The 13358-nt window shown below is 69.2% G+C and carries 15 protein-coding genes and 3 tRNA genes; 15 read left to right on the forward strand and 3 right to left on the reverse strand.

From position 1 onward, the window contains the following. Nucleotides 1-122: 122 nt before the first annotated feature. On the reverse strand, nucleotides 123-1388 hold the full coding sequence (locus tag ABT057_RS32985; protein WP_352347326.1) for an amidohydrolase family protein: 1266 nt from the start codon (nucleotides 1386-1388) through the stop codon (nucleotides 123-125). 322 nt (nucleotides 1389-1710) lie between these two features. On the opposite strand from ABT057_RS32985, the gene ABT057_RS32990 reads away from it, so the two are divergent. The 6 genes from ABT057_RS32990 (at nucleotide 1711) to ABT057_RS33015 (ending at nucleotide 4262) form a co-directional block, all read left to right on the forward strand. Then, nucleotides 1711-1783 (forward strand) — tRNA-Thr (locus tag ABT057_RS32990). Nucleotides 1784-1829: 46 nt separating this feature from the next. Then, a tRNA-Met gene (locus tag ABT057_RS32995) sits at nucleotides 1830-1902 on the forward strand. A gap of 90 nt (nucleotides 1903-1992) precedes the next feature. Then, a complete protein-coding gene (gene rpmG / locus ABT057_RS33000) occupies nucleotides 1993-2157 on the forward strand; it encodes a 50S ribosomal protein L33 (RefSeq protein ID WP_018834916.1) in 165 nt (54 codons plus the stop codon). 101 nt (nucleotides 2158-2258) lie between these two features. Next, nucleotides 2259-2723, forward strand: coding sequence for an FAS1-like dehydratase domain-containing protein (locus tag ABT057_RS33005; RefSeq protein WP_352347327.1), 465 nt, complete (start codon nucleotides 2259-2261; stop codon nucleotides 2721-2723). Beyond that, nucleotides 2723-3151, forward strand: coding sequence for a MaoC family dehydratase (locus ABT057_RS33010; RefSeq protein ID WP_352347328.1), 429 nt, complete (start codon nucleotides 2723-2725; stop codon nucleotides 3149-3151). The genes ABT057_RS33005 and ABT057_RS33010 overlap by 1 nt, the downstream gene beginning before the upstream one ends. A 55-nt stretch (nucleotides 3152-3206) precedes the next feature. After that, on the forward strand, nucleotides 3207-4262 hold the full coding sequence (locus tag ABT057_RS33015; RefSeq protein ID WP_352347329.1) for a UDP-N-acetylmuramate dehydrogenase: 1056 nt from the start codon (nucleotides 3207-3209) through the stop codon (nucleotides 4260-4262). 12 nt (nucleotides 4263-4274) lie between these two features. Here ABT057_RS33015 and ABT057_RS33020 read toward each other — a convergent pair whose 3' ends face one another. Together ABT057_RS33020 and ABT057_RS33025 are read right to left on the reverse strand one after the other, a co-directional pair. After that, a complete protein-coding gene (locus ABT057_RS33020; protein WP_352347330.1) occupies nucleotides 4275-5306 on the reverse strand; it encodes an adenosine deaminase in 1032 nt (343 codons plus the stop codon). A gap of 148 nt (nucleotides 5307-5454) precedes the next feature. Beyond that, nucleotides 5455-6681: a pyridoxal phosphate-dependent aminotransferase gene (locus ABT057_RS33025; protein WP_352347331.1), complete on the reverse strand. Its 1227-nt coding sequence runs from the start codon at nucleotides 6679-6681 to the stop codon at nucleotides 5455-5457. A 226-nt stretch (nucleotides 6682-6907) separates the two neighbouring features. Between ABT057_RS33025 and ABT057_RS33030 the strand changes: the two genes are divergently transcribed. The 9 genes from ABT057_RS33030 (at nucleotide 6908) to rplL (ending at nucleotide 13212) form a co-directional block, all read left to right on the forward strand. Next, nucleotides 6908-6980, forward strand: a tRNA-Trp gene (locus ABT057_RS33030). Nucleotides 6981-7093: 113 nt separating this feature from the next. Beyond that, nucleotides 7094-7381 carry a preprotein translocase subunit SecE gene (secE, locus tag ABT057_RS33035; RefSeq protein WP_352347332.1) on the forward strand — a complete coding sequence of 96 codons (288 nt, stop codon included), beginning with the start codon at nucleotides 7094-7096 and terminating at the stop codon, nucleotides 7379-7381. 80 nt (nucleotides 7382-7461) lie between these two features. Next, entirely contained in the window at nucleotides 7462-8313 is an 852-nt protein-coding gene (nusG, locus tag ABT057_RS33040; protein WP_352347333.1) for a transcription termination/antitermination protein NusG, read from the forward strand. A 153-nt stretch (nucleotides 8314-8466) separates the two neighbouring features. Then, complete coding sequence (gene rplK, locus ABT057_RS33045; RefSeq protein WP_005481290.1) at nucleotides 8467-8901, forward strand: 50S ribosomal protein L11; 435 nt, start codon at nucleotides 8467-8469, stop codon at nucleotides 8899-8901. 83 nt (nucleotides 8902-8984) lie between these two features. After that, nucleotides 8985-9710 (forward strand): 50S ribosomal protein L1, encoded by a 726-nt coding sequence (gene rplA, locus ABT057_RS33050; protein ID WP_352347334.1) that lies wholly within the window; start codon nucleotides 8985-8987, stop codon nucleotides 9708-9710. A 158-nt stretch (nucleotides 9711-9868) separates the two neighbouring features. Next, complete coding sequence (locus ABT057_RS33055) at nucleotides 9869-10780, forward strand: SCO4651 family lipoprotein (protein WP_352347335.1); 912 nt, start codon at nucleotides 9869-9871, stop codon at nucleotides 10778-10780. A gap of 115 nt (nucleotides 10781-10895) precedes the next feature. Next, a complete protein-coding gene (locus tag ABT057_RS33060) occupies nucleotides 10896-11882 on the forward strand; it encodes an SCO4651 family lipoprotein (RefSeq protein ID WP_352347336.1) in 987 nt (328 codons plus the stop codon). Between the two features lie 292 nt (nucleotides 11883-12174). Beyond that, nucleotides 12175-12705 carry a 50S ribosomal protein L10 gene (gene rplJ / locus ABT057_RS33065; RefSeq protein WP_266521127.1) on the forward strand — a complete coding sequence of 177 codons (531 nt, stop codon included), beginning with the start codon at nucleotides 12175-12177 and terminating at the stop codon, nucleotides 12703-12705. An 81-nt stretch (nucleotides 12706-12786) separates the two neighbouring features. Next, complete coding sequence (gene rplL, locus ABT057_RS33070; RefSeq protein WP_352347337.1) at nucleotides 12787-13212, forward strand: 50S ribosomal protein L7/L12; 426 nt, start codon at nucleotides 12787-12789, stop codon at nucleotides 13210-13212. Nucleotides 13213-13358: the final 146 nt, after the last annotated feature.

Below are 13358 nucleotides of genomic sequence, written 5' to 3' on the forward strand. Positions count from 1 at the left end.
AGGGCCTTTCTGTTGCTGGTGCAGATGTCGCAATCCACACCAGGCCAGAAGGCCCTCACCTATTTCAAGATCCCTCAGCCGAGATCTGCCTCACCTGTCCACAACCTCCCGGGACAGAACACCTAGGACAACTGCCCCCGTCCCTGCCTCGGAAGCCCCGGTTCCGCGGTCGCCGCCGAGTTGCGGTACTCGCGTACCGCGCTGGTGCGGGCCACGACCCGGCCGCGGTGGATCACGATGCGGCTGTAGGCCAGGGAGAGCACGCCCGCCAGCCGGTCGCCGCGGACCGCCAGCAGGTCGGCCGGGAAGCCGGCCTCGACGCGGATCTCGGGCAGGCCCAGGGCCGCGCGCGCGGAGGCGCTCACGGCGTCGTAGGCGTCCTCGGGGCGCAGTCCGTGACGGGAGGCGAGGAGGTAGGCCGCCTCCAGCGGATCGCCGCGGCCGACGGGGTTGGACACGTCGCGCAGCGCCCCGCTGCCGGCCGCCACGCGTACGCCGGCCGCGCGCAGCAGCCGTACGGGCGCCGGGCCGCGGTGTTCCGCCACGCCGCAGCCGCCCTGCGGGAGGCAGACCACCGTCACGCCGGCGGCGGCCAGTTGGTCGGCGGTGCGGCCGGCGGTCTCGGCGGGGAGGCTGCCGAGGCCGCCGCACGGGCTGAGGGTGACGCCGGGGCGCAGACCGCCGGCCATGGCGGCGAGCCGGGCCAGCCGGGCCGGGTCGGCGGCGTCGGTGTGCAGGTCGACGGGGCAGCCGTGTTCGGAGGCGACGCCGAGGACCGTCTCGACATAGCCGGTCGGGTCGGGGTCGAGGTCGGGGCAGCCGCCCACCGCCGTCGCGCCCATCTTCATCGCGTCCCGCAGCATCGCGAGGCCGTCCGCGCCGGCCACCCCGGTGAGCACGCGGGGCGTCGCCACCGTCGTCAGTTCGGCGAGGCCGCGCAGCGTACGCCGGACCTGGAGCACGGCGGCCAGCGCGCCCAGGCCCTGGACGTCGCCCACGCGCACGTGTGCCCGTAGGGCGGTCGCGCCGTGCCCGAGCTGGAGCAGCGCGGCCTCGGTGGCGCGGCGCTGGACGTCCTCGGGGGTGTGGGAGGCGGGGCCGTCGGTGTCGGCGGTCAGCGCGGTGTCGGCGTGGGAGTGCGGTTCGGCGGGGGCCGGGAGGAGGAGGTAGCCGCCGAGGTCGACGCGGGCGGGCCCGGCGGCGCGGGGCGGGCCGGCCGCCAGGCTGCCGGCCGTGCCGACCGCCTCGATCCGCCCGCGGCCCAGCCGTACGTCCACCGTCCGGCCGTCCGCCAGTCGCGCCCCGCACAGCAGCAAGGCGGCAGGGTCGGCCGCACCGCCCGGGGTGCCGGACGAGGAGGGGGGCGGCTGGGGCCTGCTGTCGGGCATCGCACTCCAGGGGCTCGGGACTGCGCGGGGGAGACCCCGGGGACCGCGCAGGGGACGCAAGATCACGCAGAGTGAGTCGAGCGTAGGGCGGCGGTCCGGCGTCGGCGAGGAGGAGCCGAATAGTCGTACCGGCGTGGTGGCGGGGGTGGGGAGTGGGGTGGGGAGTGGGTGGGGGAGTGGATGGAGGGGCTGGTGGGGGCTGTGGGGCGCGGCGGAAACGGCTGCCGGGAAGGGTGCGCGGGGGCGGTGACGACGGCCCCCGCGAGGCCCGCGAAACGGATTTGGGCGAACCGCTGCGGACCGTGTAATGTCTTCCTCGCTCGCCCCAATAGCTCAGTCGGCAGAGCGTCTCCATGGTAAGGAGAAGGTCTACGGTTCGATTCCGTATTGGGGCTCTGGTGTGAGAGGTTCCCGTCGCGAGGCGGGAACGGATCACATCAAAGCGGTGTAGCTCAGTCGGTAGAGCAAGCGGCTCATAATCGCTGTGTCACCGGTTCAAGTCCGGTCACCGCTACTGACAGTAGCCGATTGCGGGGTCGGTCCTTCGATCGGCTACTCTTTCTTGCGTTGAACCAATCCCATCCGTTCGTCAAGGAGCACTCACGTGGCTGCCACCGACGTCCGCCCGAAGATCACGCTGGCCTGCGTGGAGTGCAAGGAGCGGAACTACATCACCAAGAAGAACCGGCGTAACAACCCGGATCGAATGGAGATGAAGAAGCACTGCCCGCGTTGCAACGCGCACACCGCGCACCGCGAAACGCGATAAATCAGGCTCGTATGCGAGGCCGTCCCCGAGTGATCGGGGGCGGCCTCGCGTCGTTGAATGAGCAGTGACCGGCCAGTAGACAACCAGGAGGTACCGAGCCCATGGCGCTCGACCAGTCCTTCGTGGGGCGGACCTACCCGCCCACCGATCCCTATGAGGTCGGCCGGGAGAAGATCCGCGAGTTCGCGGAGGCCGTCGGAGACACCAATCCGGTGTACACCGACCCCGAGGCCGCCAAGGCGCTCGGGTACGCCGATGTGATCGCCCCGCCGACCTTCGTGTTCTCGATCACCTTCAAGGCGGCGGGACAGGTCGTCCAGGACCCGCTGCTGGGCCTCGACTACAGCCGGGTGGTGCACGGCGACCAGAAGTTCGCCTACAAGCGCCCGGTGCGCGCCGGCGACCGGCTCGCGGTGACCTCGACCATCGAGGCGGTCAAGTCGATTGCGGGCAACGACATCCTGGACATCCGAGGCGAGGTCCACGACGAGGCCGGCGAGCACGTCGTGACCGCCTGGACCAAGCTCGTCGCGCGCGCGGCGGACCCCGAGGAGGGCGAGGCCTGATGGCGGCGCAGATCGCTTACGACGACGTCGAGGTCGGCACCGAACTGCCGGCGCGGGCCTTCCCGGTGAACCGGGCCGCACTCGTCCAGTACGCGGGTGCCTCGGGGGACTTCAACCCCATCCACTGGAACGAGAAGTTCGCCAAGGAGGTGGGTCTGCCGGACGTCATCGCGCACGGCATGTTCACCATGGCCGAGGCGATCAGGGTCGTCACCGACTGGACGGGGGACCCCGGAGCGGTCGTCGACTACGGCGTCCGTTTCACCAAGCCCGTCGTCGTCCCGAACGACGACCAGGGGGCTGTGATCGAGGTCTCCGGCAAGGTGGCCGCCAAACTCGACGACAACACCGTGCGGGTCGATCTGACCGTCACCAGCGGTGGGCAGAAGGTGCTCGGCATGTCTCGGGCGGTCGTGCGGCTGGCCTGAGGCCCGCAGGGGCGGGCGCGGTCACGGCCAGTACCGGGTCTCGTAGGCTGTGGGCGTGCTGGAGAACCGTGACGCCCCGCTCGCCCCGCTGACCACCTTCCGGCTCGGAGGGCCCGCCGCCCGGCTGGTGACCGCGGTCACCGACGCCGAGGTGGTCGACGCCGTGCGGGCGGCCGACGCCGAGGGCACACCGCTGCTGGTGGTCGGCGGCGGGTCGAACCTCGTCATCGGGGACAAGGGCTTCGAGGGCACCGCCCTGCGCATCGCCACGCGCGGCTTCGAACTCGTCGGCACCCGGCTGGAGCTGGCCGCGGGCGAGATCTGGACGGACGCCGTCGCCCGTACCGTCGAGGCCGGACTGGCCGGCGTCGAATGCCTGGCCGGGATCCCGGGATCGGCCGGCGCGACCCCGATCCAGAACGTGGGGGCGTACGGGCAGGAGGTCTCCGCCACGATCACCGAAGTGATCGCCTACGACCGCCACGCCGGCGAGACGGTCACCCTCACCAACGAGGAGTGCGCCTTCTCCTACCGGCACAGCCGCTTCAAGGCCGACCCCGAGCGATACGTCGTCCTGCGGGTCCGCTTCGGGCTGGAGGACGCGGGCGGGCTGTCGGCGCCGATCCGGTACGCCGAGACCGCGCGCGCCCTGGGCGTGCAGCCCGGGGACCGGGTGCCCCTCGCCGAGGCCCGGCAGACCGTGCTCGAGCTGCGGGCCGGGAAGGGCATGGTGCTCGACCCCGAGGACCACGACACCTGGTCCGCCGGGTCGTTCTTCACCAACCCGATCCTCACCGACGCCGGCTTCGCCGCCTTCCACGCGCGCGTGAGGGAGCGGCTGGGGGACGGGGCGCAGCCGCCGGCGTACCCCGCCGGGCCCGGTCACACCAAGACCTCAGCGGCCTGGCTGATCGACAAGGCCGGCTTCGCCAAGGGCTACGGCAGCGGGCCCGCCCGGATCTCCACCAAGCACACCCTCGCCCTCACCAACCGCGGCACGGCCACCACCGAAGACCTGCTGGCGCTGGCCCGTGAGGTCGTGGCCGGGGTCAGGGAGGCCTTCGGGATCACCCTCGTCAACGAGCCGGTGATGGTCGGCGTCGAGCTCTGAGGACGGCCCCGCTCAGGAGGCCAGCCAGTCGTCCACCCCCGCCAGCAGCTTCGCCTTCATGCCCTCCGGTGCGGCCGAACCCCGCACGGACTGCCGGGCCAGTTCCGCGAGCTCGGTGTCCGTGAAGCCGTGGTGCTGCCGGGCGATCTCGTACTGGGCGGCCAGCCGCGAGCCGAACAGGAGTGGGTCGTCGGCGCCGAGCGCCAGCGGTACGCCCGCCTCGAACAGGGTCCGCAGGGGCACGTCCTCGGGCTTCTCGTACACCCCGAGCGCCACGTTCGACGCCGGGCACACCTCGCACGTGATGCCCCGCTCGGCGAGCCTCCTCAGCAGCCGCGGGTCCTCCGCCGCCCGGACGCCGTGACCGACCCGGGTGGCGTGGAGGTCGTCCAGACAGTCCCTTACGGACGACGGGCCCGTCAGTTCACCGCCGTGCGGCGCGGACAGCAGCCCGCCCTCCCGGGCGATGGCGAAGGCCCGGTCGAAGTCCCGGGCCATACCCCGGCGTTCGTCGTTCGACAGCCCGAAACCGACCACGCCCCGGTCCGCGTACCGCACCGCGAGCCGGGCCAGCGTGCGGGCGTCCAACGGGTGCTTCATCCGGTTGGCGGCGACCAGGACCCGCATCCCGAGCCCCGTATCGCGCGAGGCGGTCTCGACGGCGTCCAGGATGACCTCCAGCGCCGGGATCAGACCGCCCAGCCTGGGTGCGTAGGACGTCGGGTCGACCTGGATCTCCAGCCACCCCGAGCCGTCCCGGAGATCCTCCTCCGCGGCCTCCCGCACCAGGCGTTGTATGTCCTCGGGCTGCCTCAGACAGGACCGCGCCGCGTCGTACAGGCGCTGGAAGCGGAACCAGCCCCGCTCGTCCGTGGCCCGCAGTCTCGGCGGCTCGCCGCTGGTCAGCGCGTCGGTCAGGGCCTCGGGGAGGCGCACCCCGTACTTGTCGGCCAGCTCCAGCACGGTCCCTGGCCGCATCGACCCTGTGAAGTGCAGGTGCAGATGGGCTTTCGGCAGCTCAGAGACATCACGTACATGCTCCATTCAGCGATCCTGCCGTACGCCGATGTCGTCCGGGTAGCGGATTCCCCGAACGTGGTCTTGCTCGCACGAAGAATCGGGCCCCCGGGACGAAAACGGGCCGCCTCCCCGAAGGGAGACGGCCCGTACGCGCGCGTGGAGGGGCGGAGGGTCAGTCCGTGGCCTCCGCCAGCAGCTTCTGGATGCGGCTCACGCCCTCGACGAGGTCCTCGTCGCCCAGCGCGTAGGACAGCCGCAGATAGCCCGGCGTGCCGAAGGCCTCGCCCGGGACGACCGCGACCTCGGCCTCGTCCAGGATCAGCTCGGCGAGCTCGGTGGAGGTCTGCGGGCGCTTGCCGCGGATCTCCTTGCCGAGCAGACCCTTCACCGACGGGTACGCGTAGAACGCGCCCTCGGGCTCCGGGCAGAGGACGCCGTCGATCTCGTTCAGCATCCGCACGATCGTCTTGCGGCGCCGGTCGAAGGCCTCACGCATCCGGTCGACGGCGGACAGGTCACCGGAGACGGCGGCCAGCGCGGCGACCTGGGCCACGTTGGAGACGTTCGAGGTGGCGTGCGACTGCAGGTTGGTGGCGGCCTTGACGACGTCCTTGGGGCCGACGATCCAGCCGACCCGCCAGCCGGTCATCGCGTACGTCTTCGCGACGCCGTTGACCACGATGCACTTGTCGCGCAGCTCGGGCAGGATCCCCGGCAGCGAGGTGAACTTCGCGTCGCCGTAGACCAGGTGCTCGTAGATCTCGTCCGTCAGGACCCACAGACCGTGCTCGACGGCCCAGCGGCCGATCGCCTCGGCCTCCTCGGCGCTGTAGACCGCGCCGGTCGGGTTGGAGGGGGAGACGAAGAGCACGACCTTCGTGTTCTCGGTGCGCGCCGCCTCCAGCTGCTCGACCGAGACCCGGTAGCCGGTCGTCTCGTCGGCCACGACCTCCACCGGGACACCGCCGGCGAGACGGATCGACTCCGGGTACGTCGTCCAGTACGGCGCCGGGACGATGACCTCGTCGCCCGGATCGAGGATCGCGGCGAACGCGTTGTAGATCGCCTGCTTCCCCCCGTTGGTGACCAGGATCTGCGAGACGTCGACCTCGTAGCCGGAGTCGCGCAGGGTCTTCGCGGCGATCGCGGCCTTCAGCTCGGGCAGACCGCCGGCCGGCGTGTAGCGGTGGTACTTGGGCTCCTGGGCGGCCGCGACGGCCGCCTCGACGACGTAGTCCGGGGTCGGGAAGTCGGGCTCACCGGCGCCGAAGCCGATCACCGGACGCCCGGCGGCCTTCAGGGCCTTGGCCTTGGCGTCCACGGCGAGGGTGGCGGACTCGGAGATCGCGCCGACTCGGGCGGAGACCCGGCGCTCGGTGGGTGGGGTTGCAGCGCTCATACGACCCATGTTTTCAGACCGGAAACCGGCGCGGCACACGGGTTTCACGGACTGGGCACCGGAGGGGCAGCCGACTGCACATCAGAATGAATCCGGCCAGGAACGCTTTGCGTTCGACGGAGCGCTCAAGACCACGTACACTCACACGTCGTTGGCCTTCGACAGCCGTGCCACAACCGGTGCACACCAAGCATCCGGTCGGATGCGGTACGTTGGGGACACACAAAGGGTCGTAGCTCAATTGGTAGAGCACTGGTCTCCAAAACCAGCGGTTGGGGGTTCAAGTCCCTCCGGCCCTGCTACACACACCTTCGCCAGGATGTGTGCGCAGCGTATGTAGATACAGCAATGCACCGCCGTGCGGCTCAGACCGGGCGCGGCACGGCCACGACCCGGGAACAGGTGAGGACGAATGGCGGACGCCGTGGGCTCCATCGATACGCCTGATGCCCAGGACGAACTGCCTGAGGCGCAGAAGAAGAACCGAAAGGGCGGCAAGCGTGCCAAGAAGGGCCCGCTGAAGCGCCTCGCGCTCTTCTATCGTCAGATTGTCGCGGAGCTCCGCAAGGTCGTCTGGCCCACACGCGGCCAGCTGACGACGTACACGACCGTGGTGATCGTCTTCGTCGTCATCATGATCGGCCTGGTGACCGTGATTGACTATGGACTCAGCCACGCCGCCAAGTACGTTTTTGGCTGAGCCGAGAGCGAAGGGCGCCGAGGTATCCGGCGCCCCTTTCGCATGTTCCACCCCTATGTATCCAGGAAGAAGCAGCCACCGTGTCTGACCAGAACCTGAACGACGCCATCGAGCCCGACGAGGTGGACGACGAGCTCGACATCGTCGAGGGCGCTGACGAGGACCTGGACGAGTTCGAGGCTGCCGATGCCGAGGCGGGCGAGCCCGCCGAGGAAGCCGCGCTCCACGTCGAGGACGAGGACGAGGACGACTCCGAAGGCGTCGAGGACGCCGAGGACGAGCTCGAGGCCGAGGAAGAAGAGCCAGCCGAGCCCGTCGACCCCGTCGCCGCACTGCGCGAGGAACTGCGCACCCTCCCCGGCGAGTGGTACGTGATCCACACCTACGCCGGCTACGAGAACCGCGTGAAGACCAACCTGGAGCAGCGCGCCGTCTCGCTGAACGTCGAGGACTACATCTTCCAGGCCGAGGTGCCGCAGGAAGAGGTCGTCCAGATCAAGAACGGCGACCGCAAGACGATCCGCCAGAACAAGCTTCCCGGGTACGTCCTGGTCCGCATGGACCTGACGAACGAGTCCTGGGGCGTCGTCCGCAACACCCCCGGCGTCACCGGCTTCGTGGGCAACGCCTACGACCCCTACCCGCTGACCCTGGACGAGATCGTCAAGATGCTCGCCCCGGAGGCCGAGGAGAAGGCGGCCCGCGAGGCCGCCGAGGCCGAGGGCAAGCCCGCTCCGCAGCGCAAGGTCGAGGTCCAGGTGCTGGACTTCGAGGTCGGCGACTCGGTCACCGTCACCGACGGTCCGTTCGCCACGCTGCAGGCCACGATCAACGAGATCAACGCCGACTCGAAGAAGGTCAAGGGCCTCGTCGAGATCTTCGGCCGCGAGACTCCGGTCGAGCTCTCCTTCGACCAGATCCAGAAGAACTGACGCCTTCGGCGACACAGAGCCACCGGCCAGGTCAGACGGGCTCACGCAGCCTGTCTGACCTGCTCGGTTTTTAGCCGCGCGGCCCTACCCGTTAGGGTTGTGCGGTTGCCTTCGGGCACTCGGAAATCGACAAGAAACGGGAGAGGACCCGAAATGCCTCCCAAGAAGAAGAAGGTCACGGGGCTCATCAAGCTCCAGATCAACGCCGGCGCGGCGAACCCGGCCCCGCCGGTCGGCCCCGCGCTCGGCCAGCACGGCGTCAACATCATGGAGTTCTGCAAGGCCTACAACGCCGCGACCGAGTCGCAGCGTGGCTGGGTCATCCCGGTGGAGATCACGGTCTACGAGGACCGTTCCTTCACCTTCGTGACCAAGACGCCGCCGGCCGCGAAGATGATCCTCAAGGCCGCGGGTGTCGAGAAGGGCTCCGGCGAGCCGCACAAGACCAAGGTCGCCAAGATCACCGAGGCGCAGGTCCGCGAGATCGCCACGACCAAGCTGCCCGACCTCAACGCCAACGACCTGGACGCCGCGTCGAAGATCATCGCCGGCACCGCCCGTTCCATGGGCATCACGGTCGAGGGCTGACCTCCACCCCCCGTTCCGAACAAGAAGTGTGGAAGGGCCTGCTCGGCCCGTACCACGACTCCTCAGAATCACCAGGAGCAGTAGTGAGCAAGCGCAGCAAGTCTCTCCGCGCTGCGGACGCCAAGGTCGACCGGGAGAAGCTCTACGCCCCGCTCGAGGCCGTCCGTCTCGCCAAGGAGACCTCCACGAGCAAGTTCGACGGCACCGTCGAGGTCGCCTTCCGCCTGGGTGTCGACCCGCGCAAGGCCGACCAGATGGTCCGTGGCACCGTGAACCTGCCGCACGGCACCGGCAAGACCGCCCGGGTCCTGGTCTTCGCGACCGGTGACCGTGCTGCGGCCGCGGAGGCCGCGGGCGCCGACATCGTCGGCTCCGACGAACTGATCGACGAGGTCGCGAAGGGCCGTCTGGACTTCGACGCCGTCGTCGCCACCCCGGACCTCATGGGCAAGGTCGGCCGCCTCGGCCGTGTGCTCGGTCCCCGTGGCCTGATGCCGAACCCGAAGACCGGCACCGTCACCCCGGACACCGCCAAGGCTGTGACCGAGATCAAGGGCGGCAAGATCGAGTTCCGCGTCGACAAGCACTCGAACCTGCACTTCATCATCGGCAAGACGTCCTTCGAGGACGACAAGCTGGTGGAGAACTACGGCGCGGCCCTGGAGGAGATCCTCCGTCTGAAGCCGTCCGCCGCCAAGGGTCGCTACATCAAGAAGGCCGCGATCAGCACCACGATCGGCCCCGGCATCCAGATCGACCCGAACCGCACCCGCAACCTCCTCGTCGAGGAGGACCCGGCCGCGGTCTGAGCCCCACAGCTCACCCCAGTCGGTGACGAGCCCTGCAACCTTTCGAGGTGCGGGGCTCGTCCCTTTTGGTCGTAGAGCACTTTTCGAACGACTGTGAACCCGGTTGTCAGTGCGGTGGGTTACCGTGCAGTCACGGGATTCTCATGGGGGTGGGGCGAATGAAGCGCAGGATCGTGCGGACGGCAGGTCTGTCCATCGCGGCGATGAGCCTGGTGGCGGGTGCGACGGCCTGCAGTTCGGGCGGCTCGGACGACTCCGGGGGCTCCGGTGGCTCCGGAGGTTCGAAGGCCTCGGGCGACGGGGCGGTGCGGTTCGATCCCATCGCCGCCCTGCGGAGTGCCGAGAAGTCGACCGACGGCGCGGACTCCGCGAAGGTCGAGTCGACCACCAGCATGGGCTCGCTGATGTCGATGACCGCCGACGGGGCCCTCGCCTGGGGCGACGGCCTGACCGGCAACCTCACCGTCACCTACACCGGCGGCACCATGGCCGACACCATGCGCCAGCTGGGCACCACGTCGATGCAGGCCCGCTATCTGCCCGACGCCTACTACGCCCGGATGGGTGACACCTTCGCCGAGCAGTCCGGCGGGAAGCACTGGATCAAGTACGACTACGACGACCTGGAGACCCTCGGCGGCGGGTCCGGCGCGTATCTCAAGGACCAGATGCAGAACACCACACCCAACCAGTCGGTGAAGCTCCTGCTGGCCTCCGGGGACGTGCACAAGGTCGGCGAGGAGACGGTGCGGGGCCGGCAGACCACCCACTACTCGGGGACGGTCGACGTGGCCGACCTCGCCGAGAAGAACTCCAACCTGAGCCGCAGCCAGCTCGACGAACTGAAGAAGACGCTGGAGCAGGGCGGCGTCACCACCGAGACCGTGGACATCTGGGTCGACGACCAGGACCTGCTGGTCAAGAAGATCGAGAAGGGCGAGACCTCGTCGGGCGCCTACAACCAGACCGCCTACTACAGCGACTACGGCACCCATGTCTCGGTCGAGGAGCCGCCCGCGAGCGACACCGCGGACTTCTCGGAGCTGGTGCAGCAGCAGTCGGCGGGCTGACGGACAGTCCGGGACGGTCCGAAACCCGCAGGACGGCAAAGAGCGGCTCAGGATATGGTCGGCCACAGGTAAGGGACGCGGGGGGAACGCGCGTCACGACGTCCTGGGGGGACATATGAACAGACCGCACAAGACCGCCGCGGCCGCGACCACGGTGCTGCTGCTGACCGGTGCCGTCGCCTGCGGAAGCGGGGGGCAGGGCGGGGCCGGCGGTGTGCAGCGGTCCGCCGCCCAGGTCCTCACGGCCTCCTTCGAGAAGACGACCGAGGCCAAGTCCGCCCGGGTCACCATGACCATGTCGGTGCCGGCCGCCCTCGAGGACGGCGGCGGCGACATGAAGATGACCGGGATCATGGGCTGGGACCCGGCCGTCATGGACCTCACCATGACGGGCTCCGTCCTCGAGGCGGACCCGGACGCCCCTGAGCGCGTCCGGATGATCGTCCGGGACAACGTGATGTACATGGACATGGGGGAGTCCGCACCCGCCGAGATGGACGGCAAGCGCTGGATGAAGATGGACTTCGCGGCCCTGGCGGAGGCCGGCGGCGACGCGGAGCTCAAGAAGCAGATGTCCTCCGGCCTGGAGAACCTGAACCAGGACCCGACGGAGCAGCTCGCCATGCTGCTCGACTCGCCGAACCTGAAGCACGTCGGCAGCGAGAGGGTCGACGGCGTCCGGGCCGAGCACTACAAGGGCACGCTCACGGTGAAGGAGCTGCTGGAGTCCGGCAACTCCCTGGACGTGCTCGGGCCCAAGGAGCGCGCCAGGGCCCTCAAGAACATCGAGAAGGCCGGCATCACCGACTACGACACCGAGGTCTGGGTCGACGAGAACGACCTCCCGGTGCGCATGGACGTCGGCATGGACACCCCCGAGGGTGACGTCGAGATGAGCATGACCTTCTCCGACTACGGCACGAAGGCCCAGGTCGAGGTGCCTCCCGCCGCCGAGACCTTCGACATGGCCGACATGTTCAAGGAGCTCGCGGAGAGCGGCTTCACCGAGGACGGCAGCACCGGCGACCCCGGGCTGGACGACGAGCTGGCCGAGCTGGAGGACCTGGACCTCGAAGGCCTCGGGTCGACGACCTCCGGCTGAGCCGCTCCGGGCGGATTTGCCTGACGCCGACCCGTTCCCGTACTCTCCTACAGAAGCCAAAGACCGCTGGTCGTTGCCGCGCGTTCGTCAGAAGGTGCGGTGGCCGAAGGATCCGCTGATACGCGGACGACCCGCGCAGGTGACTGTGGAAGTGCTCCCGGACCGGAATCCGCGGAATCCGCACATGGATCCCGTTCGGTCGAGCTACGCCCCGTGCGCCTGCGCCGGGGCGTTTCGTTTGTCCCGGCCCCTTCCGAGCGGTCCTCATCACCCGGAAGGAGGCCGACGCTCTATGGCAAGGCCCGACAAGGCTGCCGCGGTGGCCGAGCTCACGGAGCAGTTCCGTAGCTCGAACGCTGCCGTGCTGACCGAGTACCGGGGTCTCACCGTGGCGCAGCTCAAGACGCTGCGTCGTTCGCTCGGTGAGAACGCCCAGTACGCCGTGGTGAAGAACACGCTGACCAAGATTGCGGCCAACGAGGCCGGGATCACGACGCTCGACGACCTGTTCAACGGTCCGACGGCGGTCGCCTTCGTCACCGGTGACCCGGTGGAGTCGGCGAAGGGTCTTCGTGACTTCGCCAAGGACAACCCGAACCTCGTCATCAAGGGCGGTGTCCTTGACGGCAAGGCGCTGTCCGCCGACGAGATCAAGAAGCTCGCGGACCTCGAGTCCCGCGAGGTTCTGCTCGCCAAGCTGGCGGGCGCCTTCAAGGGCAAGCAGACTCAGGCTGCTCAGGTCTTCCAGGCGCTCCCGTCGAAGCTCGTCCGCACCGTGGACGCGCTTCGTGCCAAGCAGGACGAGCAGGGCGGTGCCGAGTAATTCGGCTCGCGAAATGACCGCCGCCTGAGGCAGCCCGTCACAGGCAGTGGTCGTAGCGGGCCGAACGTACGCCCGCCAGACATGTACATCCCGGCACCAGCCGAAATTAGTGAAAGGGAAGCCGTCGTGGCTCTCACCCAGGAAGAACTGCTCGCCGAGTTCGAGACGATGACCCTCATCCAGCTCTCCGAGTTCGTGAAGGCGTTCGAGGAGAAGTTCGACGTCACCGCCGCCGCCGCGGTCGCCGTCGCCGGCCCCACCGGTCCGGCCGCCCCGGCCGAGGCCGCTGAGGAGCAGGACGAGTTCGACGTCATCCTCACCGGCGCCGGCGACAAGAAGATCCAGGTCATCAAGGTCGTGCGTGAGCTGACCTCGCTGGGCCTGAAGGAGGCCAAGGACCTCGTGGACGGCGCTCCGAAGCCCGTTCTCGAGAAGGTCGCCAAGGAGGCCGCGGAGAAGGCCGCCGAGTCCCTCAAGGGCGCCGGCGCCTCCGTCGAGGTCAAGTAACACCGCACAGGTCCACAGGGCCTGTAACGCCGTAGCGCGTAAGAGCGATCATCCATCTGGGTGGTCGCTCTTCGGCGTTCCTGGGAGGCGGCCACGGTTGCCTTGCAGCCTCGATCGCGAGGGGTATGGTGATCTTCGTCGCGCCT

Origin of the sequence: Streptomyces sp. NPDC002588 (assembly GCF_040295925.1) — a bacterium.
Taxonomy (GTDB): domain Bacteria; phylum Actinomycetota; class Actinomycetes; order Streptomycetales; family Streptomycetaceae; genus Streptomyces.